The following is a 21,658-nucleotide window of genomic DNA, read 5'->3' as shown; positions in this document are numbered from 1 at the left end:
GCTGCGGGCGCGAGCCAGGTATCGGATGCAACTGCGACGAATCAGGTCTGCGCACCGCGTGTCTGTGCCGCCTGGCACGATACGCGCGTGAAGACGTATCGACTCGAAGCTGGCGACGATCACGTCCAGAAGCTCGCCCACGAGAACGATCCGGTTAGGGCCGTGATTGAACTCGTCTGGAACAGCCTCGATGCCGACGCGCACCACGTGACCGTGGTGCTGCATCGGAACGAGACTGACGTCGTGGTCGGGGCCGAGGTCACTGACGATGGTCACGGCATGGCGCCGGAAGACATCGCCACCGAGTTCAAGTGGGTCGGCAACTCGTGGAAGAGGACTGCCCTGCGCAGCAAAGGCGAGAGGCGGCCGCTGCACGGGCGCTCCGGCCAGGGTCGGCTCCGCGCCTTCGCGCTGGGTACACAGGTGACTTGGGAGACCGTCGGCGACCGCATCGACGGCAAACGGGTTCAGACGGTCATCCGCGCCCGCGCAATCAGTCGCACGGATGTCGAGGTCTCCGACCCGATCGAGACGAGTGTCGACACGGGGACACGATTTGTCGGTGAGGGCAAGGAGTCCCTGGATCCGCTCGATCGTGAAGCGGCTGCGGAACGAATTGGTACGACGCTGGCGCCGTATCTCATAAGCCATACCGGGGTGGAGGTCACCTACGACGGTCAGCGCATCCAACCCGCGGACAACATCGCCCGCGATACTCTGCTTCCGGTCGAGTGGGAACACGACGGCACCGTGCACCATGCGAAGCTGCGCGTCATTGAGTGGTTCAAGGCCAAGGAGCGGGTGGTTCATCTCTGCGATGCAGATGCGGTTGTCGTAGACACGCTCGACGCCGCGCCGGGCCCGGACTTCACCTACTCGGCCTACCTGCTCTGGGATGCGATGCCCGAACATCACGACCAGTGGCCCGTCGCCCGGATGGAGACTACGCCGACCGTTCTGGGTGTCCTGCTCAAGGAACTCGACCAAGTTCTCGATGACTATCTCGATGCTCGACGCGCCGAGCGGCGCCGCGAACTTGTGGAGGAGTGGAAGTCAGGCAATGTGTACCCCTACGAAGGCGAGCCTTCCTCGGAGGAGGAGAAGGTCGAGCGAGCCACGTTCGATGTAGTAGCCACATCGATCCGGCGGCACATCCCCAAAGAAAAGAGTAAGAAGCGCCTGACGCTGGGGTTGCTCAAGGACTCGATACAGCAGCGCCCGGGCGATGTCGGTGCCCTGCTCGATGAGTACGTTGGCCTACCGGCGGAAGACCGCGAACAACTCGACCGTCTTCTGCGTAACACCGGGCTCTCGCGGGTGATTCGGGCCTCGACGGACGTCACCAACCGCTTGGAGTTTCTGCGCGCCCTCGACCTGATGGTGTTCGATCCCGAGGCGCACAAGATGGTTGGAGAGCGCGAGCACCTGCACCGCATCTTGGAGCGCGAGCTGTGGGTGTTCGGCGAGCAATACAACTTCATGGTCAGCGAACGGGGCCTGAGTGCGGCTCTGGACCGACACCTCGAACTCCTTGGAGAAGCCCGCGCCGACAAAACCCCGGTAAAACGCCTTGATGGCACGGTAGGTCGCCTCGATCTCCTGTTGTCGGCCGCGGCAACCGAGCATGACCGCAACAGGCACTTGGTGGTGGAGCTGAAGGCTCCCAAAGTAGTGGCGAGCATGACCGAGCTGAACCAGATCAAGTCTTATGCGAAGGCGGTCGCAAAGGATCCGCGGTTCGCCAGCAGCACAACACAGTGGGATTTCTGGCTCGTCACAAGCGAGCTTGATGATGATGTGCGCCAGGAGGCCAACCAGCGGGGCCGCGAGCAGGGCGTGGTGTTCGAGCCAGACTTGCCGGAGGCCCCGGGCGCCCGGGTCAGAGTCTGGGTCCGGGACTGGGGGCAGATCATCAACGACGCCAAGCGCAGGCTCGACTACTTCCAGAAGAGCCTGCAACATGACCCTTCGCTCGAAGACGCACGCGACTACCTCCGACGCAACCACGGCGACGTCATCCCCGAAGGTCTCCTGGCGGAGGGCAATGCGGCTCCCGAGGCGTGCCCGGCAGAGACTCAACAGCCGCCGCCGGACGCCGGGGCACAGAGCACCGCATCACCAATCCGCGAAGAGTAGGCATGGCACGATCAGTCACCTGCTGGGGCCTCTCTGCACACACTTGATGGTCCGATATCGCCAATTGGTTCTACTGGTTCGTCACGTCGGAGAATGCGCACACCTCTTCGCGGTGAGTAGCAGGCGTCGGCAGGGGCCGGCATCTCGGTCGCCGAGGGTTGAGTTGTTTCAACGGCGCGGTCGTGTCGGTGCCTCGGAATACCATCGGGGATCGGGTCAGGCTACGCATTCTGGGGGGATCAGTGAAACTCTCGACCATGTACGTGCGGTTCTACCGCTCGTTCAATTTTGACTATTTGCGCAAGAGTAGGGAGGACACGACCTCGACGCCGAACCCGTGGGATCTCATCGGTGATGACGAGTTGTTCTTCCCCTTCGTGCGCATCCCGATGGAACCCGACGTCACCACTGTGGTCGGCGCGAATGAGGCAGGCAAGAGCCAGCTGCTATACGCGATCGAGGCGCTGCTGACCGGCAAGGGGTTCGTCAGGCGCGACTTTTGCAGGTATTCGACAGAATTTGCGGAGGAAGCAGCGCCGAGCCTGCCCGAATTCGGTGGCGAGTTCAATGATCTCACCGAGAAAGAGCTCTCTGCCCTCCTCGCGTTGACCAAATGGGATGTGGAGACGATCGACTCTTTCCACCTCTTCAGATTTCATAACAGAACGGTCGTCTACGTGGGCGAAGAATCCGTTGAGGTCGACGACACGCTTTCTGGCCTCACGCTGCCACGTTCGTTTCGAATCGACGCACGAGTACCGCTTCCGGACAGCGTCGAGATCGCCTACCTGGCCGGCGACACATCCCGGACGGGTCGGACCCGCGTGGGATGGCTCGACCGGATGTCCTTCCTGCGCCGCAACCCCGGGTCGTTGGATACTCCGCCTTCAGGTGAATCTAGGCCGGTGTACGACGGGGCCGATGACCCGCCCAGCGACCGGCTGCTCGAACAGTGGAATCTTGCCCGGCGGCTCCTCCTCGACGTCGCCGGAATTACCGAGGACGAGTTCAGTGAGCTTGGAGCCGCGATCTCGATCTCAGAGGGTTACGCCGAGGCCCTCGTGAAGAAGTTCAACCGGAAACTGGCCGATAGTCTCAATTTCCGTCGGTGGTGGACCCAAGACAGCGACTTCTCCCTGCAACTGCGACTGCGCGATTTCGACCTGGTGTTTACGATCCGCGACCGGACGGGCACAGACTACACATTCGGGGAGCGCAGCCAGGGCCTCCAATACTTCCTAAGCTACTTCGTCCAGTACCTGTCGCACGACCGGAGCAAGGGCGAGATCCTGCTGATGGACGAGCCCGACGCCTTCCTTTCTAACTCGGGACAACAGGATCTCTTGCGGATCTTCGAAGCGTTCGCTTACCCGGACACTGATACCGCGGCCCCGGTCCAGGTCGTTTACGTCACTCACTCCCCGTTCCTGATCGACAAGAACCACGCCGAGCGAATTCGAGTCCTGGAGAAGGGCGAGAACGAGGAGGGCACACGGGTTGTAAAGAACGTGGGGCGTAACCACTATGAGCCGCTGCGATCTGCGTTGGGCGCGTTTGTCGCCGAGACGACGTTCATCAGTTCGTGCAATCTGATGCTAGAGGGCCAAGCTGATCCGGTTCTGCTCGCCGGAGCCAGCGCCGTGGCCCGGAGGGTCGCGCCCAGCGGCAACGCGCTCGACCTCAACACGCTGACGCTCGTCCCATGCGGAGGTGCTCGCAATATCGCGTACATGGTTCACCTGGCCCGCGGACGCGACGAAGACAAACCGGCAGTCCTCGTAATGGTCGACGACGACGGCGAGGGCCGCGCGGCGATTGAGGACGTGAAGGCGATTAAGGGACTGCTTCCGCCTTCGCTTATCTTCACCGTCGCCGACACCGCAGACGGCGAACGGCGACCCGGGCTTGTCGAACTTGAGGACCTTGTGCCCGTCGCTTTCGCTAATCGAGCCGTCTTGCGGATCGCGGAGGCAGTGCTGCCCGTCGACCAGGCGGAGGCCTTCAAATCTGCGTGGGTAGACGTGAAACCGAAACGTGGACAGCGGCTCTTCAAGTTACTGACGGACGCTGCGGTCGCGGCCAGCACTGCGGGCGAACTGGCCAGGGCGCTTGAGCTCGAGAAGCTGCCCTTCGCCCGGAGTGTGGTGGATCTTGCGCTGGCGAAGGACGCCGATCCCGAACTGCAGCAGGAGTTCTACACGAACTTTAAGCCTGTTCTAGCGCACATCGAGATGAGGCAACGCGAGGCCATGCGCGAGCATGCGCAGGCGAGGATCTCGACCGTCATCAACCGGCTTCGAAAGAATTTCATCAAGGATCATCCGGGCAGGATCCGGAAAACCGATGCGGTGTCGTTGCTGGAGTCGCTGCATGCCCAGCTTCCCCTCGAAGCTGCCGAGGCCGACGCGGTGCTGCAAGGAATACGCGCGATCCGCCGTGACTTCAAATTATCCGACGATCCCCGTTCAATGCTGGATGAGCCGGAGCTATTCCGGGATCGGCTTTTTACTCTCAGCTACGGAGCGACGAATGCGGTGCAGCAGGAATCCTGACAGAGCTTGGTGACGAAACACTTGCGGCGCCAATCTCAACGATCAGTCGGCGGTCGGGTGGCAGTAGCGACGACGAGTCATCCCGATGCGCGGCAGACGATTGAGTGCTTACCTCGGGCGTAGATTCTGTGTCTCGGCGAAAACTCATCGACCACTAATGCTGACCGCTGGAAAAGGTGGCGTCTGAACTCTCAGCGCAACTTGTGAGGTTTGATAGCCCGGCTCGGTCTCGATGACAAGATGGACCGCGTGAGCGATATTGAGTGGGCCAAGGCTGCGGTACTCGACGCTTCCTTTCTCGATAAGGGCCGTCTCAATATCGGCGATGTCGTGCGTCTAGCCACTGGCCTCGAAGCACGCGGGGCCGAGCTATGGATCTCAGAGGTTGTCGTGCTGGAGTTTGCAATACACGCCTGGGAGGATCTCACGGCGGAGAGGCAGATGCACAGGCGATTGCGCCAAGCTGGCCTCGCCGGGGACCGATCACTATCAGACCTCGACAGTACGCAGATCGCAGACGTGTTTCTCAAGACTTTCGCCGATATTCCCAACATGGTGGTTCTTGGGTTGACCGGCGAAGCAGCAGTAGCCGGCTTGCGAGACCGGAGAGCAATGATCAGAACCTGTGGATGAGCCTCGGCGAGGCGGCGTAGGAAAGGGCGCACCTTCCCGAGGATGATCTGAAGGTCCAAGTGGTTCTGATCAAGGGCCGGCGTTGGAGCGCTGGTTCGGGAAGGTACGCCCATGCTCAAGGTAGTTCACGACGTCGATGAGTCCAACGACAACGCCGATTCGGGCCGGTCGTTGATCGATGAGATCGTTCGTGACGGTGCCCGCCAGATGCTCGCCGCGGCGCTGGAGGCCGAAGTAGCCGCCTATATTGCGCAGTTCACCGATCAGGTCGACGAGTACGGGCGCCGCCTGGTGGTGCGCAACGGCCACCACGACGAGCGGACCGTGCTCACCGCAGCCGGCGCGGTGCCGGTCAAAGCCCCGCGCGTCAACGACAAGCGGATCGACGCCGACACCGGTGAGCGGTGCCGGTTCTCCTCGGCGATCCTGCCGGCCTGGGTGCGCAAATCGCCGCAGATGACCGAGGTGTTGCCGCTGCTGTACCTGCATGGGCTGTCCAGCGGTGATTTCGGCCCCGCCCTGGAGCAGTTCGTGGGCAGCGGTGCGGGACTGTCGGCGTCAGCGATCACCCGGCTGACCGCGCAGTGGCAGGACGAGGCCAAAGCCTTCGGGGCGCGTGACCTATCCGACACCGATTACGTCTACCTGTGGGTAGACGGAATCCACCTCAAAGTCCGCCTTGAACAGGAGAAACTCTGTTTGCTGGTGATGATCGGGGTCCGCACCGACGGTCGTAAGGAGCTCGTCGCCCTGACCGACGGCTTCCGAGAATCGGCCGAATGCTGGGCCGATCTGCTGCGTGATTGCCGCCGCCGCGGCATGACCGCACCGGTGCTCGCGGTCGGCGACGGCGCGCTGGGATTCTGGAAGGCGATACGCGAGGTATTCCCCGACACCCGAGAACAACGCTGCTGGTGGCACAAACAGGCGAACGTTCTTGCCGCGCTGCCGAAGTCGGTGCATCCGGGAGCGCTGGCAGCACTCAAGGAGATCTACAACGCCGAGGATATCGACAAAGCCCAACTGGCGATCAAGGCGTTCGAGGTCGACTACGGCGCCAAGTACCCCAAAGCGGTCGCCAAGATCGTCGACGACGCCGATGTCCTCCTTGAGTTCTACAAGTACCCGGCCGAGCATTGGGTTCATCTTCGCACTACGAATCCGATCGAAAGTACCTTTGCCACAGTGCGTTTGAGGACCAAAGTCACCAAAGGGCCGGGCTCGCGTGCGGCCGGGCTGGCGATGGCCTACAAGCTCATCGAGGCCGCCCAGAACCGCTGGCGCAAGGTCAACGCCCCCGAGCTAGTTGCCCTCGTCCGTGCCGGCGTTGTCTTCCACAAGGGCAAACTGCTCGAACGGCCCATCGACATCACCCCCGAAGTATCGACGGCGGAACCTCAAACCGTCGGATCGGAGGTCGCCTGAAACTCACCGATCCACAGGTCTTGACAATATCTCGAGACCAGATCCTGGGCACTGGCCCCGGCTCCGTGAAGGCCGGTGTACGAACTGGTGCCGCCGATTCCGCCTGGGTACGAGGTGCACTAGACCGGGCCAACGGTAAGCCGCGATCCATCGTCTTCCTCAGTGGCAACGAAGACGACGTGGTCAAGACCGCCGTGGCACTAGGCCATGCGAAGAGCGATATCCAGATATGGAAGCAACGCGGCGCCAAAGCCGAAGAGGAGATGCTTAAGAAGTACTTTGGCCCAGCGCCCCCACCACCTGAGCCTGTTGAGCCGGTTGACGTCCTCGCGGTGCTTCGGCTCATTGCAGCGTCACTGCAGAGCGACTATGAATTGGCGTGGAACGCCTACGACCGTCACGGTCCGCCCCCGGAATGGATAGACATCGGTGAGGTGAGCATCGGCAGGAATCATGGCTGGGGCGATGACGACGAGATCGAATCGATGATGGACCCCGAAGCCGAAGTTGAACCCGGCGTGGAGCTTGTCGGAGCAATGATCAGAACCTGTGGATGAGCCTCGGCGAGGCGGCGTAGGAAAGGGCGCACCTTCCCGAGGATGATCTGAATGTCGAAGGTCTGATCAAGAGCCGGCGTTGGCGCGCTGGTTCGGGAAGGTACGCCCATGCTCACGGTAGTTCACGATGCGGATTCATCCAACGAGGATGCTGGCTCGTCGCGGTCGTTGCTCGATGAGATTGTCCGCGACGGTGCCCGCCAGATGCTGGCCGCAGCGTTGCGGGCTGAGGTCGCCGCCTACATCGAGGCTCATGCCGGTGAGCTTGATGAGAACGGGTGGCGAGTCCCCGATTCTGAGTCCACCCGGAATTAGAGTCGGGTTTGTTGATCCAGATTCAGTTGATTTCGCAGGCCATCGGGGTGTGACTGCACGTACAGACGGCAGCGTACTCGGCGGGTGTTCGGTAGCCCAGCGCCGAGTGCCGGTGCCGCAGGTTGTGGTCAGCCTTGAAGTCCCCGATCACCACTCGGGCCTCCATCAGGGTGTTCCAGTGATTGCGGTTGAGGCACTCCTTGCGTAGTCGGTTGTTGAACGATTCGATGTAGCCGTTGTTCCACGGCGTGCCCGGCGGGATGTAGGACAACCCGACCTTGCCGTCGCAAAACTGTTGCAGCGCAGCCGAAATGAACTCAGGGCCGTTGTCCATCCGCAACACCATCGGCGGCCCGCCGGCCGCGGCGAACACCTTCTCCAACTCGGCCACCAGTCGCTGCGCGGTGATCGACCGCTCGACGATGTTCAGCAGCGACTCACGGGTGTGCTCGTCAAGCATCGACGCGATCTTGATGGCCTTGCCGTCGACGGTGGAGTCGAACTGAAAATCGATGGCCCACACCACCTTCGGCGCATCCGCGATGACCTCCGGTGGGCACGATGACACCCCCGACCGCTTGCGCGGCGAGGTGACCTTCACCTGCAGACCTTCCTCGCGCCAAAGCCGGTGGATCTTCTTCTTGTTCACCTCACGGCGCTCGTCGTACCGCAACGCCGCCCAGGCACGCCGGAACCCATGACACGGGTGTTTGGTGGCGTACGAGCGCAACCAAACCCGCATATCGGCGTCCGGATCGGACGGGGTCAGCGCCATCGGCAGGTTTCTGTAAGTGGAGCGGGCCAGCCCAACGGCCTTGCACGCCAACCGTTCCGACATGCTCAAGGTGTCCTTGAGCATGTCCACGGCGCGGCGCTTGGCAGCTGGGCTCAGAATTTTCCCTTCGCAACCTCCCGCAACGCGTCCTTCTCCAGCTCAGCCTCGGCCAACAGCCGCTTGAGGCGGGCGTTCTGCTCGCGCAGCTCCTTGAGCTCGCGGGCGGCGTCGGTGTCCATCCCGCCGTAGGCGCGGCGCCAGTTGTACAACGTCGCCGGCGATACGCCCAGCTCGGCGGCGATCTCCTCGCCAGTCTTGCCCTCGGCAGCCAACTCGTCCGCGCGGCGCAACTTGCGCACGATGTCCTCCGCGGAATGCCCCTTGCGTCCAGCCATGTATCTCATCGTCCCTTCTCGGCCCGAAACCGGGCCACGGGACTCTAAAACACGCTGGACTCATTCACAGGGAACACGCCACGGGCACCGGCTGGTGGTGCGCAATGGCTATCACCGCGAGCGCGAGGTGCTCACCGCGGCGGGCGCGGTGAGTGTGACCGCGCCGCGGGTCAATGACAAACGTGTTGACCCGGACACTGGTGAGCGGCAACGGTTTTCCTCGGCGATCCTGCCGGCGTGGGTGCGCAAGTCGCCGCAGATGACCGAGGTGTTGCCGTTGCTGTATCTGCATGGCTTGTCGACCAGTGATTTCGGTCCGGCGTTGGAGCAGTTCCTGGGCTCGGGTGCCGGCTTGTCGGCCACGACGATCACCCGACTCACCACGCAGTGGCAGGACGAGGCCAAGGCCTTCGAGGCCCGTGATCTGTCGGGCACCGACTACGTCTACCTGTGGGTCGACGGCATCCATCTCAAGGTGCGCCTGGAGCAGGAGAAGCTCTGTTTGCTGGTGATGATCGGTGTGCGCGCTGACGGCCGCAAGGAGCTGGTCGCGCTCACCGACGGGTACCGGGAGTCGGCCGAGTCGTGGGCTGATCTGTTGCGGTCGTGCCGACGTCGCGGGATGACCGCACCGGTGCTGGCCGTCGGCGATGGGGCCCTGGGGTTCTGGAAGGCCGTGCGTGAGGTGTTCCCGGCCACCGGCGAGCAGCGGTGCTGGTTTCACAAGCAGGCCAATGTTCTTGCCTGCCTGCCAAAGTCGGCTCATCCGGGGGCGATCGCGGCGATGCGGGAGATCTACAACGCCGAGGATATCGACCACGCGCAGGTGGCGATCAAGGCGTTCGAGGTGGACTACGGCGCCAAGTACCCCAAGGCGGTCGCCAAGATCGTCGATGACGCCGATGTGCTGCTGGAGTTCTATAAGTACCCGGCCGAGCACTGGGTCCATCTGCGCACTACCAACCCGATCGAATCAACGTTTGCCACGGTACGTTTGAGGACCAAGGTGACCAAGGGGCCGGGTTCACGCGTCGCCGGAATGGCCATGGCTTACAAGCTGATCGACGCCGCGCAAGCCCGCTGGCGAGCCGTCAACGCACCGCACCTGGTCGCTCTGGTCCGGGCCGGCGCGATCTTCCACAAAGGCAAACTGCTCGAGCGACCCACCGACATCACCCCGTCGGCGGACTCGGCACCGACCGAATCAACTGGAACGGAGGTCGCCTGAAACAAGCCGATCCACAGGTATTGACAATTCCTCCGTTAGGTCTTCGGCTGGCGGCACTAAAGATGCGCGGCGATGTTGGCGAGGTTATCGTCCAAGCTCGGCGCGCGGTCCTTGAACCGCGATCAAAGAACAACGCCGTGAGATGCAACGCGGCGCTGCATTGGTGCCACGCCTTACTGTGGGCCGGTCATTACCCGGACGTGCGCGCAGCCCTCGACGATCATTTCCGGCCGTTGGCCAACATCACTAACACCCGGTGGATGGCCTGGGCCGACTACATCGAGGCCTGTCTTCTCATCGCCAGCGCGCCACCAGGCTTCGATGCGACACGCATGGACGCTGTCACCGATCTATTGGATGCCGCTGACGACCGATTCCGAGCCGAAGCCAACCAGTCCGGCGTAGCTGACATTCTCACGGTGCGGCTCACCGCGCTGCGGCAGCATCAACAGATTCCCAATTACGTTCGCGCAGCCAATCTCCTGCGCGAACTGCACCAACTCGAACCCATGGCCCACTTCGCCGCTCAAGCCGCGACTATCGAGTTGGCGCAAATGTACAGTTATCATCTGCACGATCGCCGACGCGGGCTAGAACTAGTGAAGAGACTGCGCCACAGTCGTTTTCCCGTGCACTCATCACTGGCCTACGCACTCAGCGGGCAGTGGACCACCGACGCTGCCGAATCTGATCGGCTGCTGGCGCAGGCAATCGGAATCTCGCAGCCGCGCGGCCTTGCCCGCATCAGCGGCTTCGCCGCTGATCTCACGAAGCTGCCCGCGGGTCACCGCAACGAACTCGAGCTGTTCTTTCCCTAGAGCCACTGCTGCGACTTCTCATACTTGATGTGCAAATCCCATCTGACATGACCACCGAATGACCGACAGGTTCGTTACGGGCGCGTTTGGCAGAGAGCGTCGCGAAAGAGGTACCGCCGCCGATGGGTAAAAGTGCCCCGAAATCGACCGTGCGGCCTGGCGCTCGCATTCTTGCTCACGCCTCTCACGATGAGCGACGGCGGCTTGTTCGGCAGGCAGCCGACGGGAGCGCCGTTCGGAGCCGCGCCGCGGTGGAAGCAGCCGAGAGGCCACCGATTGCGCACTAGCGGTTCAACTTTGCGCGTTACCGGTTCATCGCCGTCGACAGCAACATGTTCGTCGTGATCCGCCACCACGTAGGCGATGGAACGTCTCATGCGGCGACCCTGTAACGAAGCGTGGCTCAGTCTGAGGAACAATTCGGACGGGATTCGGCGGATCGCTTCAAAAACGCGATGAATCATGCCTTTGGAGGTTTTCGTTGGCGACATCCTGCACCGAATAGCGTGAAGGGCCGGAAAAACTTAAAGAATCGGCGATGAAGCCAACATGCAGGTCGGATGGCACCAGCCAGATGAGCACGACGCAGCGTGCGGCGGCAGGTGGACCTAGTCGAGCCAGTGAGGCCGGCCCATCCGCCATTCGGCGAATTGACCGCCAAGTGCCGCGATGATCATTATCCGTGACGACGCTCAAACTGGTTGCGCGAAGCGATATTACGCGCAGATGCGGATAAGTTCTACTTCGTTCACCTGCGGGTGGTGTCCGGGGTTGTAGTACTCATGCACGTCGTGGTTTACCGTTTCGATGGTCGACTCGGGCCGGTGCCAGGTGCCAACCGGACGAATGGGCACGAACGATCGAGGGCTGGCGTTCGCCGAATATGATCCAGAGAAGGCGGACAGCTCGGTGTGCGGCCAAGGCCCATTGACTTAGGGGTCAGGGAGTATCGGCCTGGAGTCCTACGCCGCTGGCGACGAGGGGTTGTTGGCCATCGGCGATGCCAATCGGGCTGTCGGTCGTCGGGTTGAGGTCGGCGTCCTTGAAGACCGCGAAGCTGGACGGCTGCTCGGTGAGGTAGGGGAAGTGGAAGCCGCACTTCGGGCACTGCTCACGCAGGACGGCCTGTTCCTGGCTCAGTTCGTATTCTCTGTCCTGCAATTCATTACAGCAGGGGCAGATGCGGAGGAGACGGGTGCCTACGAGTTCAAAGTTGGTGATGATGTCTTCCATGATCGCGCCGTTGGCGGCCCAGGCCTTGGCGTATTTGTGGTAGGTATCGGTGTGCCAGTCGTAGAGTGCTTCCTTGCTGGTCCAGAAGCTACATTCGTTGAACCAGCCCGGATCATCGGGATGCTCCCACCAGGTCAGGTGGAGAAATCCCGGCAGTGCCATCAGGTGGTGGCGAGTGTCGCCAAATACCACTTTGAACTTCTCGTAGGCGTCGGGACTGGAGAAGCGTACGCGTTGCATGCTGAGGTAAATGGGCACAGGTCACTCCTTTTGGGCACCGCGGACATGTCGGGCTGGGGCACGACGCGGTTCGGATGGGTGGGGCATATTGGTTCCAAAGCCTAGAGAAAATTCGCCGCCGTTCCAGAGCCAATTCGGGTGTAGATCAAGGGGCCATGTGACATCGAAGCGAAACAATTCGTCGCCGAATGGTGACACGTCGAATCGGACCCCCGAGCCGGCGGCGTACCGGGTGCTTTATGAGCAGTTGAGGTCGAGCATTCTCAGCGGTCAGCTCGCAGGTGGATCGAAGCTCCCCCCCAGCCGGGTGTTGGCCGCGCAGAATGGGCTGTCGCGCAACACAGTTCTGGCGGCGTTCGACCAGCTGGAGGCCGAGGGTTACATCACAGCTCGGCAAGGGTCGGGGACTTACGTCGCGCGCGTCCTTCCCGAAGAATTCCTCAACAGCGCGCCCCCTTACCCGTCCTGCGAGTCACCCGCTCTGTACCCCGCGGCTACGTTGTCCGGCCGCGGTGAGCGGCTGGCGCGGGTACGGCGGATACCGATACCCTCCGTGCTGGGCCATCAACCCCGCGGAGCGGCGTTTCTCATCGGATTGCCCGCTCTAGATGCGTTTCCCTTCAAGACCTGGGTCAGGCTCTACTCCTCACGCTTCGCCACCGCCGCATCGGCCTTGATGCCCTATGACAACCCAGCCGGTTACCGGCCCCTGCGAGAGGCCATCGCCTCCTACATCGCCACTGCCCGCGGTATTCACTGCACCGCCGACCAAGTCATCGTCGTAAACGGCTCGCAACAAGCCCTGGAGTTCTGCGCCCGAATCCTGCTCGACCCCGGGGATGCCGCGTGGCTAGAGGACCCGGGATACCTTGGCGCGCGGGCAGCTCTGGTCTCGGCGGGCGCCCGCATCGTCCCCGTGCCGGTAGATGAGTCCGGACTCGACGTCGCGGCAGGTATCGAACTCGAGTCGACCGCGCGCATCGCGATCGTCACGCCGTCGCATCAATTCCCATTAGGGCACACCATGTCGTTGGAAAGGCGGCTCGCACTCATCGATTGGGCGGCGCGTAACCAATCCTGGGTCATCGAAGACGACTACGACGCCGAGTTCCGGTATGTCGGAAAACCCCTAGCGGCGCTCACCGCCATCGACACTCATCAGCGCGTCGTCTACGTCGGGACCTTCAGCAAGGTCCTGTTTCCCAGCCTGCGGCTGGGCTACATCATCGCCCCCGAGGCAATCGTCGACGGTTTCACCGCAGCGCACTTGAGCACCGACATGCACGCCCACCTCATCGACCAGGCAGTAGTCACCGACTTCATGGAACAAGGCCACTTCGCTAACCATCTCAGAAGGATGCGCGTTCTGCATCGCGAACGCCAGCACCTCTTAATTCAAGAGGCCGAAAGAATAAGCAACAGTATCGCATTGGCGCCCTCCGACGGCGGGCTTCACCTCGTCGGTCAGCTCGCGGATTTCAGCGACGACACCTCGATCGCCAAACGGGCTCTGCACCAGGGGATCCACGTCTGGCCACTGTCAATACATCACTACCATCCCAGCAGATCGTCGGCGCTCCTGCTCGGATACGCAGGAACACCCAAACTTGACATGCGAACCGGGTTCGATGTTCTGGCCAAAGTGCTACAGACCAACGGATAACTACCCAGCGCTGAGTCGAGCGTGTCGTGTCGACGCGTGTCAGTCTGAAATGCGCGGGTTGGTTACCGCAGGACGGACCTTCGAAACGGAGCTAACCAGCGGTCTAGGATCGAGCGTCATCCGTTGCGGGGCAACGTGATTGCTCATAGCGCAATCGCGGATCACTCCAGGACGCTTGCCGTCCCGATCATCGGTGGTCTCATCTGGACGCCTAGGGGATACCGGTCAGTCGGGTAGGACTGCTAGCGACCAGCACCAGCCGGCCAGTTCCCGGGCGATCGCGACGTTGGCGATCACCGGGCGCTTCCTGCGGGCGTCGAAACGGGCCCATTGGGTGTGCAGGCGCCGGTTGGCCGCCTGGCCCCGGGCGCGGGCCGCCGGTGATGCGAGATCCCACCGACGCCGCAGTTCGGCTCCGGGCCGGTATTGGGTCCGGTGGAGTGCGATAGGGCCTCCGGGATGTCCGGGCGCTTCAATTGGTCGCGGAGCGTGACAGCGGCAGTGCACTACGAGCCGGTCCCGCCGGGCTTGCCGCTTCGGTGACGATGGCGAGACTCGCTTAGTTGGGGCGACCTCCTTGGTTACCTTTGTCTGGCAAGGAGAGGGTTCCAGACTTGGTTGATCGAGGGGTGCGGCGCTACGACGTGCCGCAGCACCTCGACGGGAACCTTGGCGACAACGGCGAGCGTGGCTGCTTGCGCGAGTTCGGCGAACTCGGGCCCGACGAAGGTGGCGCCAAGCAACGTATTGGTGTCGGCATCAATGACCAGTTTCGCCCAGGCATTGAAGCCGTCGCGGAACAGTGCGAGGTCGGGTACCGATTCGGGGTACCTCGCGGTAGCCGTCGTGACAGAGAACCCGTCGGCGCGTGCCTGTTCTTCGGTGCGTCCCACTTCGATGACCTGGGGGTCGGTGTAGATGACTTGGGACAGGTTGTAGGAGTCTCGGGCGATGAGTTCGTCGGCGCCGAGCTGACGACCCTGTGCACGGGCGGCGATGACGTCGGCGACGACGACTGCGTGATACTGCGAAAGGTGGGATAGCAGTGCGCGTCCGGTGGTGTCGCCTATCGCGTAGAGCCACTCGCCGTCTACGCCCTGCGCCTGCAAATGGTCGTCGACGGCTACAAAGGCCCCAGCGTGCAGCCCGACGGTTTCGAGGCCGAGGGCATCGGTGTTGACGACCCGCCCCGCAGCGATGACTATTTCGTCAACCTCGATGGTCTCGTCGCCGGTTGTCGCGCGGACGACGCCACCCGCCACGGGTCGGGTGACGCGAGACAGGTGAGTGTGGAAGCGAAGGTCTACCCCTTTGTGGCGCAGTGAGTCGGTGACCATCTCGGTTGCGACGGTCTCGGAGTTGCGCAGCAGGGTGTCGCCGCGGGCCAGTAGCGTCACTTGGGATCCGAGGCCGGCCAGAATGGTGGCGAATTCGACTCCGACGACGCCGCCGCCGATGATCAGGCTGCGTGGTGGTACGTGCGTCATGGCCGCCAAGTCGCGATTGGTCCAGGGCCGCGCCTCGGCCAGCCCCGGTATGTCGGGGATGGCGGGGCGGGTGCCGGTGGCTAGAACGACGGCATGCCGCGCGCGGATCATCTCCTCGCGTCCGTCGGAGTGAGTGACGGTGACTCTGCGAGGGCCGGTCAGACGGCCGTGGGCGTGAATTACCGCGAGGCCGCCCTGCTGGAGCGCACCGGTAACTCCATCGTCGTTGAGGTGGTCAACGATTGCGTCGCGTTTGGCGAAGACGGCGGCGATGTCGAGTTGTGCGTGCCCGACGGCTTCACGCACGCCAGGGACGGCCTTGGCCAGCCCGAGCACCTCGATGGGGCGCAGCAGCGTCTTGGTCGGGTTGCATGCGAAGTAGTGGCATTCACCGCCGACGAGGCGTTCTTCGATCAGGGCGACCCGAAGCCCTTCGGCGGCGAGGTAGCGCGCGGCGGAGGCGCCGCCGGGTCCGCCACCGATGAGGATGACATCGAACTCCGAATGTTGCGTCATTACAGCCCTTTTTCTTAGTCGTCCCGCGATTCGGAGGTGTGGATGGATACTTCGGAACGCAGGGTGCGGTGCACCGGGCATCGGTCAGCGATGGCGAGCAGTTTGGCGCGTTGGTCGGCGTCGAGCGGGCCAATGAGGGTGATGCTGCGGTCGATTCGGTCGACCATTCCCGTGGCGGTCTCGCATTCGGCGCAGTCCTTAGCGTGGATGCGGGTGTGACGCGAGTCGACGACGATGCGTTCCAGCGGCCATTGCTTTCGATCGGCGTACATCCGCACCGTCATCGACGTGCAGGCACCGAGCGCGGCCAGGAGAAAGTCGTAGGGGGTTGGGCCGGCGTCGTCACCGACGGGGTGGGGCTCATCCGCGGTCAGTCGATGCCGGCGCGCGCTGATCTGCTGGGTCAGTCTACCCGGGCCGCTCTCAGCGACCCGTACGGCGCCGTCGGCCAGCTCGGTCGAATCGGCCGTAGCCGTGTTGGAGGGCGCCACGTACCTGCTCGACCACGCCGCCAGGACGCTTGCGGCGTACTCGGCGTCAGCCCGATCGCTGAGAAGGTGGTCGGCGCCGTCAAGAGTGACGAAAGATTTCGGATGCCGCGCGGTGTCGAAGATGGTTCGCGCGTTGGTCACCGACACCACCTGGTCGACCGGGGAATGCATGACCAGCAGCGCGGCGTCGAGGGTGGAGATGCGCTCGCGCTGCGGTTGCACCGCGATGTCGTCGAGAAACTGGCGGCGCACCCGAAAAGGTCGGCCCCCGATCGATACCGTGGCTTCGCCCGCTTTGACGGTGGGCAGGGCATCACCCAGCAGGTTGGTGACGTGGGAGGGGTCAGCCGGTGCGCCGATGGTCGCGACGGCGCGGACCTCCGGGATGTGCTGCGCGGCGGCCAAGACTGCTGCGCCGCCGAGCGAGTGCCCGATCAGCACCGCTGGTGCATGAAATTGGTTGCGGAGATGGTCCGCAGCGCGCACCAGATCCTCGATGTTGGAGCTGAAGCCGGTGGCCGCGAAGTCGCCCTCAGAGTCACCCAATCCAGTGAAGTCGAACCGCAACACTGCGATTCCCTGCCTGGCCAGTGCACGTGAAATCCGGCCGGCGGAGACGTTGTCTTTGCCGCAGGTAAAGCAATGCGCGAACAGTGCCCAGGCTTTGGGGATGTCAGCGGGCATCTCCAGCTTGCCGGCCAACTCGCCGTTACCGCCGCGGAAGGCGGTTCTGGTCGATGTGCTCACCATTCCCCTTTCAGCTTCTGCGCAGCTTGACTGGACTGTACTACGTGGAACAGTTTGCGCCACCGCCACAAGCCGCAGACGGCTCCGGGGGACGACCTAAAGACTGAAGCTGCATCAGTATTCATTGAGATAAGGCGTTTTCAAATCGGACGCCGCGCCTCATGCCTTGCGGAAACCGCCGTGGTGATCAGACTTAACATCGCCAGAACTGTACTGTAGGGTACATCGCATGCCTCATGATCCGAGCAGCGAACTGGGTCCGGCTGGTCGACAGGGCGAAGGATGATACAGCGACAAATCGGGCACCCCGATCGTCACCAGCTTGGCAAGAAAGAGAACTGAGCACGTGGCAGAGTTCTACGCTCTCGTCGGCATCGACACGGGCAGCATCATTACCCATTGGTCCGACGGCGCCGAGCGGCTGTTCGGGCACCGCCGAGCCGAGGTGATGGGTCAGAACCTGGCGATCATCATTCCCGAAGAGCACCGCGAAGCGCACCGGGTGGGGTTCAGCGCCGCGATGCAGAAGCCCACCATCTCCGACGTACACCTCGACGTACCGACGATGCACGCCGACGGCCGTAAGCAGGAATACCCGGTACGACTCATGGTGGTCATGGATGCCTTCGGCGTCGCCCTGGGCGCCCTGGCGGTCTTCTCCAGCAGTGGAGTGGTCGGAATCCCGCTCTACTAACTGCACCACCCTGCGCTTGGTTCTAGTACGCACCGACCGCGCGGAGAGGGCATGCCTGCTCGTGCACGTACTCGTCGACCGGAAAGGTCTTCATGCGCCCGAACAGTGATCACGGCCCCGATCTCGGGCTACCCGAATCCACGATCGCCGTTGCAGCACAGGACTTCTGCCGCTCGGTATCACCGCCGTTCATCTACAACCACTGTGTGCGGAGCTACCTGTTTGCGCGGCATATGGCGACCGCGAACGGTCTGCGCGCCGGGACCGACTACGACGACGAGCTGGTGTTCTTGGCGTGCCTGCTCCACGACTTGGGAGCAACCGAGCACGCCAACGGCAGCCAACGGTTCGAAGTGGACGGCGCCGACGCGGCGGCCGCCTTTCTCAAATCCCACGGGTTGACCGACGGCCGGATCGCCACGGTGTGGCGGGCCGTTGCGCTACATACAAGCGATGGCATCAGTCACCGTTTCGGCAACGTGGAGGCCGTGACGCAGATGGGCGTCGGTGTCGACGTCTTCGGACGGGGGCGGGAAGCGATTCCGCAGGCGTTCGCCGACGTGGTTCACGCGACCTGGCCCCGCCACGACCTCGGCTACGCCTTGGCCGTGGCGATCGTGGAGCAGGTCGAGAGAAATCCAGCCAAAGCCAGTCCGTTGAACTTCCCGGGTCACCTCTACAACTTGCGCCACCCCGCCGGCGCACTGCCCGACTACTTCGATCTCGTCGACGCGGCGGGGTGGAATGACCGGCCTGATCGCGCCCCCACGAGCACCTAAGTGCTCAGCAACATTGCGGGGAAGCGTAATTCCGCCTGGCGCAACGATCGGCCAGTCTTGCAATTGCACACCATCGTCGACTTGCTGGTGCCCGTTCACGGGTGGTGACGCTCGACCAAGGCCCGGCGCAGAAATGCGCCGCCCGCGTTGTTCCACGCCAGACTCTTGGCGCGGCCGAGCGGGGATGGGCCGGAAAATCGTAATCACCCATCGCCATCGACACGTTGCAGGTACATGTTCTGCAGTTGACGTAGCTGCTCGTCCAGCTGCTAAGCGTCGTCACTCCCGCTGAGTCCTCCTAGGCCGCAATGTGGACCCGCAAACTCCGAATGGCGTCCCCCAGGGTGCACAATGCCACCGCGAGGAAAACGACATCCTTCAGCAAGAACGAGCCCACCAGCGACAACACCGGAAAACCACCGGCTTCGGGTGCCATCACACCTGGAGTGCTGAGGATAAAGCTCAGCGTCGCGACGAACATTCCGATCGCCATGACACTACCCAGGATGGACGCCTTCGGCGCCCACGGCTTGACGGCGATGAGCGCGGCGGCCGTCAGCTCGAAGACACCCAGAACGGCCGAGAAGGCCGTCACCGAAAAGACGTCGTATACCCAACTCATCAGGGGGCTACTGGCCACCAAGGGCTGAATGGATTGGGCCTCATAGGCAGTGAACTTGAGCGCGCCGATCCAGGCGATAACCAACACCAGCGCGTACCGGAGCGCAACGTCTCCTCCCGGAAGCAGAACCCGCGAGGTGATCGGCGAGTGCGACAAACGAGATGTGAGTGCTTGCAGCGACATTGGACTTCCTTCTCATTGATTGATTTTGAGGGCGTGTTGCACAACGGTGTGTCATCGGTACGGCGGGGCGTTACACGTTGCCGCCGGTCGGTCGTCCCCACGCCGATCCACGAGGCGCCCCGGTCAACCGTGTAACGAATACCGCCCATCCGGACACTCACTTGCGTCTGATCACCGTGCAACGCCGGAAGGGCCCCGCCCGGGTGATCGAGCGACAACATCAAAGGAGCAAAACCCATGACCGCGTCACCGTCGCAAGGCCGCATTCCGCCCATCACCAGCGCCGCCAGCGCACCCGTCATCACCGAATGGCGTTTACAACTGCTGGCCGGCTACCTGCCGCCGCTCATGGCGGTAGCAGTCACGGCGGTCGTGCATTGGGCCTCAGCGCGAACCTCCTAGCGCTCAAATGCCCCAGCAGGGGGCTTCTACGACGCGCCTTTGCGTGCCCGACGCCTGTTCCGACCCGAACGTCTTCTAGACATGACGCCCGCGCTGTCCCGTTCGGGCGGGGACGCGACGCATATATGCAGAACAGCTCTGAACCAAACAGGATTGGTCCGCGCACTGCTGCGCCGCCTACCAGACTGTGCAAGCTGAACGGAGACTAATCGTGAACAACTTTTCGCCTCGTAGGTATGTCTGCCGCGGTGCGCAGACTGCGCATCGCGGGCGCACCCGCACGGTGATCGTCGAGGCTGCGGCGGCAATGATGTATGCCCGCGGTGTCGCGGCCACCACTATCGGCGAGGTATCTCACGCGTCCGGCGCCGAGGTCGGCGAGGTTCACCGCCATTTCCGCGATAAGGCCGACCTGGTGCGTGCGGTCATCGATCGCGAACTTGCCGTCGTCCTGGGTGGTCAGGATGCGGCCGACGCAATCGAATCTTGGGACGGTCTCGACTTTTGGGTGTCGCGCGTCATGGCGGCTCAACCTGCCAAGGACGGCCCGTTCGCGTGCCCGCTGGGCAACTTGGCGACAGAGCTGAAGGACTCCCCGGCCCACCGCCCCGCGCTCGACGCCGCTTTCCGCACCTGGGAGGGACATTTGGCCGCGGGGCTGCACCGCATCCAGGAACGCGGCGAACTCGACGCCGAAGCCAACCCCGACCGCCTCGCCGCGAGCCTGCTCGCGGCCCTGCAGGGTGGCTACCTGCTCGCCTCAGTGCACGGCCGCATGGAGGTCATGCGCGACGTACTCGAGGACGCAGTGGCAGCCTTGCGGCGCTACCAGGTGTGAAACAGACATCGGGCCCATCCGCCGAGGGCGGCCGTCACCGACACTGGACGCGGCCGGCGGCTGCGTCAGCTCTTCGTCTTCAGCGTCCGCTGCCGCGGTATGGCCTTGCGGCGCAGCGACAACAGGGCGTTGTCGACAGCGTCTTTGAAAACCGTGTGATCGTCGTGGATTTGAGCCATCAACAGACCGCCTTGCACGGCAGCGACGATCGATTGCGCCAACCGGGCAGGGTTCGCCTGTCGGGTGAGCTGACCGCGTTCCCGCATGACCTCCAGGCCACCCGCCAGCGGCTCTTCCCAACGCCGGAAGGCGGCGTCCAAATGCGGAAGGTAGGCGGGGTCGTTCTTCAATTCAGCGGCCATGGTACCGAGCGGGCAGGCCAAGGGCCCGTCCTGCACACCGTGACTCTGCACCACCTGGTCGGCCCATCGACGCAGGCCCGCCCAGGAGTCGGTGTGATGGATCGCTGGCTGCGCGGCCAAGATCAGTTCGACCTGGCGGTCGATGACGGCGCGGATCAAGTCGGCCCTGTCCTCGAAGTAGTGGTACAGCTGCGACTTACCGCAGCCCGCTGCCGCCAAAACTTCGTCGAGGCTGGTCGACGCCACTCCGCTTCGGCTCATCATGGTCGCGGCCGCATCGACGATAGCGGTACGGCTACGAAGCCCACGCGGGGAGAGCGACCTCGCACTCTCGCCCATTGACGACTTCTCGGGCGTCCGCGTAGCTGCCATCTGATCAGGATACGTTCCCTCTTAGCCACTCGACCCTCCGCGATTCGCCGGCCTCAGTGAGGGTGCAGCTGCCGTCAGGCACCGTCAAGGGTCTAGAGCCGATCCCGCGACGACCGGAAACAGACATGTTGCACGCGTCGACATGTCGCTCTCACGGAGGACTCGCCGAGTGTCAACAACGGCGAACAACCCACC

The 21,658-nt window shown here is 63.1% G+C and carries 18 protein-coding genes and 3 pseudogenes; 13 read left to right on the top strand and 8 right to left on the bottom strand.

Annotation, left to right across the window (positions count from 1 at the left end):
• The first annotated feature begins 87 nt into the window (after positions 1–87).
• From ACZ5IQ_RS29260 to ACZ5IQ_RS29235, 6 genes and pseudogenes are all read left to right on the top strand, one after another.
• The gene (locus tag ACZ5IQ_RS29260; RefSeq protein ID WP_464480607.1) at positions 88–2,136 is read left to right on the top strand and encodes an ATP-binding protein; all 2,049 of its coding nucleotides are present in this window, start codon (positions 88–90) and stop codon (positions 2,134–2,136) included.
• Positions 2,137–2,378: 242 nt separating this feature from the next.
• Positions 2,379–4,688 (top strand): AAA family ATPase, encoded by a 2,310-nt coding sequence (locus ACZ5IQ_RS29255; RefSeq protein ID WP_079608656.1) that lies wholly within the window; start codon positions 2,379–2,381, stop codon positions 4,686–4,688.
• 249 nt (positions 4,689–4,937) lie between these two features.
• On the top strand, positions 4,938–5,321 hold the full coding sequence (locus tag ACZ5IQ_RS29250; protein WP_464480606.1) for a hypothetical protein: 384 nt from the start codon (positions 4,938–4,940) through the stop codon (positions 5,319–5,321).
• A 111-nt stretch (positions 5,322–5,432) separates the two neighbouring features.
• Positions 5,433–6,746, top strand: coding sequence for an IS256 family transposase (locus ACZ5IQ_RS29245; RefSeq protein WP_463820627.1), 1,314 nt, complete (start codon positions 5,433–5,435; stop codon positions 6,744–6,746).
• A gap of 179 nt (positions 6,747–6,925) precedes the next feature.
• Complete coding sequence (locus ACZ5IQ_RS29240; RefSeq protein ID WP_464480605.1) at positions 6,926–7,303, top strand: hypothetical protein; 378 nt, start codon at positions 6,926–6,928, stop codon at positions 7,301–7,303.
• A 108-nt stretch (positions 7,304–7,411) separates the two neighbouring features.
• Positions 7,412–7,591: pseudogene (locus tag ACZ5IQ_RS29235) on the top strand (IS256 family transposase); the annotation flags it as partial.
• Positions 7,592–7,640: 49 nt separating this feature from the next.
• Here ACZ5IQ_RS29235 and ACZ5IQ_RS29230 read toward each other — a convergent pair.
• Positions 7,641–8,788, bottom strand: a protein-coding gene (locus tag ACZ5IQ_RS29230; protein ID WP_110783817.1) for an IS3 family transposase whose coding sequence is annotated in 2 segments (ribosomal slippage) — positions 7,641–8,521 and positions 8,521–8,788 — 1,149 coding nt in all. Because the reading frame shifts where the segments join, the coding sequence is not laid out codon by codon here.
• Between the two features lie 79 nt (positions 8,789–8,867).
• Between ACZ5IQ_RS29230 and ACZ5IQ_RS29225 the strand changes: the two are divergent.
• Together ACZ5IQ_RS29225 and ACZ5IQ_RS29220 are read left to right on the top strand one after the other, a co-directional pair.
• A pseudogene (locus ACZ5IQ_RS29225) lies at positions 8,868–10,016 on the top strand (IS256 family transposase); the annotation flags it as partial.
• Between the two features lie 62 nt (positions 10,017–10,078).
• Entirely contained in the window at positions 10,079–10,834 is a 756-nt protein-coding gene (locus ACZ5IQ_RS29220) for a hypothetical protein (protein ID WP_464480604.1), read from the top strand.
• A gap of 444 nt (positions 10,835–11,278) precedes the next feature.
• Here the strand turns inward: ACZ5IQ_RS29220 and ACZ5IQ_RS29215 are convergent, their stop codons facing one another.
• Both ACZ5IQ_RS29215 and ACZ5IQ_RS29210 read right to left on the bottom strand, forming a co-directional pair.
• Positions 11,279–11,416, bottom strand: coding sequence for a hypothetical protein (locus tag ACZ5IQ_RS29215; protein ID WP_464480603.1), 138 nt, complete (start codon positions 11,414–11,416; stop codon positions 11,279–11,281).
• A 357-nt stretch (positions 11,417–11,773) separates the two neighbouring features.
• On the bottom strand, positions 11,774–12,325 hold the full coding sequence (locus tag ACZ5IQ_RS29210; RefSeq protein ID WP_103799451.1) for an antibiotic biosynthesis monooxygenase family protein: 552 nt from the start codon (positions 12,323–12,325) through the stop codon (positions 11,774–11,776).
• A 139-nt stretch (positions 12,326–12,464) separates the two neighbouring features.
• Here ACZ5IQ_RS29210 and pdxR point away from each other — a divergent pair, with 139 nt between their 5' ends.
• A complete protein-coding gene (gene pdxR, locus ACZ5IQ_RS29205) occupies positions 12,465–13,970 on the top strand; it encodes a MocR-like pyridoxine biosynthesis transcription factor PdxR (RefSeq protein ID WP_258045169.1) in 1,506 nt (501 codons plus the stop codon).
• A 225-nt stretch (positions 13,971–14,195) separates the two neighbouring features.
• Here the strand turns inward: pdxR and ACZ5IQ_RS29200 are convergent.
• The 3 genes and pseudogenes from ACZ5IQ_RS29200 to ACZ5IQ_RS29190 form a co-directional block, all read right to left on the bottom strand.
• Positions 14,196–14,408: pseudogene (locus tag ACZ5IQ_RS29200) on the bottom strand (IS110 family RNA-guided transposase); the annotation flags it as partial.
• Positions 14,409–14,551: 143 nt separating this feature from the next.
• Complete coding sequence (locus ACZ5IQ_RS29195) at positions 14,552–15,973, bottom strand: dihydrolipoyl dehydrogenase family protein (protein ID WP_103799453.1); 1,422 nt, start codon at positions 15,971–15,973, stop codon at positions 14,552–14,554.
• Positions 15,974–15,987: 14 nt separating this feature from the next.
• Positions 15,988–17,211 (bottom strand): bifunctional alpha/beta hydrolase/OsmC family protein, encoded by a 1,224-nt coding sequence (locus tag ACZ5IQ_RS29190; protein ID WP_406803216.1) that lies wholly within the window; start codon positions 17,209–17,211, stop codon positions 15,988–15,990.
• Positions 17,212–17,557: 346 nt separating this feature from the next.
• Here ACZ5IQ_RS29190 and ACZ5IQ_RS29185 point away from each other — a divergent pair, with 346 nt between their 5' ends.
• Both ACZ5IQ_RS29185 and ACZ5IQ_RS29180 read left to right on the top strand, forming a co-directional pair.
• Positions 17,558–17,905 carry a PAS domain-containing protein gene (locus ACZ5IQ_RS29185; RefSeq protein WP_181029265.1) on the top strand — a complete coding sequence of 116 codons (348 nt, stop codon included), beginning with the start codon at positions 17,558–17,560 and terminating at the stop codon, positions 17,903–17,905.
• A gap of 92 nt (positions 17,906–17,997) precedes the next feature.
• On the top strand, positions 17,998–18,684 hold the full coding sequence (locus tag ACZ5IQ_RS29180; protein WP_103799456.1) for an HD domain-containing protein: 687 nt from the start codon (positions 17,998–18,000) through the stop codon (positions 18,682–18,684).
• Between the two features lie 298 nt (positions 18,685–18,982).
• Here the strand turns inward: ACZ5IQ_RS29180 and ACZ5IQ_RS29175 are convergent, their stop codons facing one another.
• Positions 18,983–19,489: a YkgB family protein gene (locus tag ACZ5IQ_RS29175; protein WP_103799457.1), complete on the bottom strand. Its 507-nt coding sequence runs from the start codon at positions 19,487–19,489 to the stop codon at positions 18,983–18,985.
• 237 nt (positions 19,490–19,726) lie between these two features.
• Here ACZ5IQ_RS29175 and ACZ5IQ_RS29170 point away from each other — a divergent pair, with 237 nt between their 5' ends.
• Positions 19,727–19,891 (top strand): hypothetical protein, encoded by a 165-nt coding sequence (locus ACZ5IQ_RS29170; RefSeq protein WP_181029266.1) that lies wholly within the window; start codon positions 19,727–19,729, stop codon positions 19,889–19,891.
• A gap of 211 nt (positions 19,892–20,102) precedes the next feature.
• Positions 20,103–20,729, top strand: coding sequence for a TetR/AcrR family transcriptional regulator (locus ACZ5IQ_RS29165; RefSeq protein ID WP_406803215.1), 627 nt, complete (start codon positions 20,103–20,105; stop codon positions 20,727–20,729).
• A gap of 65 nt (positions 20,730–20,794) precedes the next feature.
• On the opposite strand, the gene ACZ5IQ_RS29160 is transcribed toward ACZ5IQ_RS29165, so the two are convergent.
• Positions 20,795–21,463 (bottom strand): TetR/AcrR family transcriptional regulator, encoded by a 669-nt coding sequence (locus ACZ5IQ_RS29160; RefSeq protein ID WP_103799459.1) that lies wholly within the window; start codon positions 21,461–21,463, stop codon positions 20,795–20,797.
• Positions 21,464–21,658 lie beyond the last annotated feature (195 nt).

Source organism: Mycobacterium toneyamaense (assembly GCF_055384815.1).
This window is presented reverse-complemented; position numbering and strand designations above follow the sequence as displayed.

Coding starts and splice junctions, on each gene's coding strand:
- ACZ5IQ_RS29195 (WP_103799453.1), bottom strand. CDS start 15,973: ATGACGCAACATTCGGAGTTCGATGTCATCCTCATCGGTGGCGGACCC.
- ACZ5IQ_RS29160 (WP_103799459.1), bottom strand. CDS start 21,463: ATGGCAGCTACGCGGACGCCCGAGAAGTCGTCAATGGGCGAGAGTGCG.
- ACZ5IQ_RS29220 (WP_464480604.1), top strand. CDS start 10,079: ATGCGCGGCGATGTTGGCGAGGTTATCGTCCAAGCTCGGCGCGCGGTC.
- ACZ5IQ_RS29170 (WP_181029266.1), top strand. CDS start 19,727: ATGACCGCGTCACCGTCGCAAGGCCGCATTCCGCCCATCACCAGCGCC.
- ACZ5IQ_RS29245 (WP_463820627.1), top strand. CDS start 5,433: ATGCTCAAGGTAGTTCACGACGTCGATGAGTCCAACGACAACGCCGAT.
- ACZ5IQ_RS29180 (WP_103799456.1), top strand. CDS start 17,998: ATGCGCCCGAACAGTGATCACGGCCCCGATCTCGGGCTACCCGAATCC.
- ACZ5IQ_RS29175 (WP_103799457.1), bottom strand. CDS start 19,489: ATGTCGCTGCAAGCACTCACATCTCGTTTGTCGCACTCGCCGATCACC.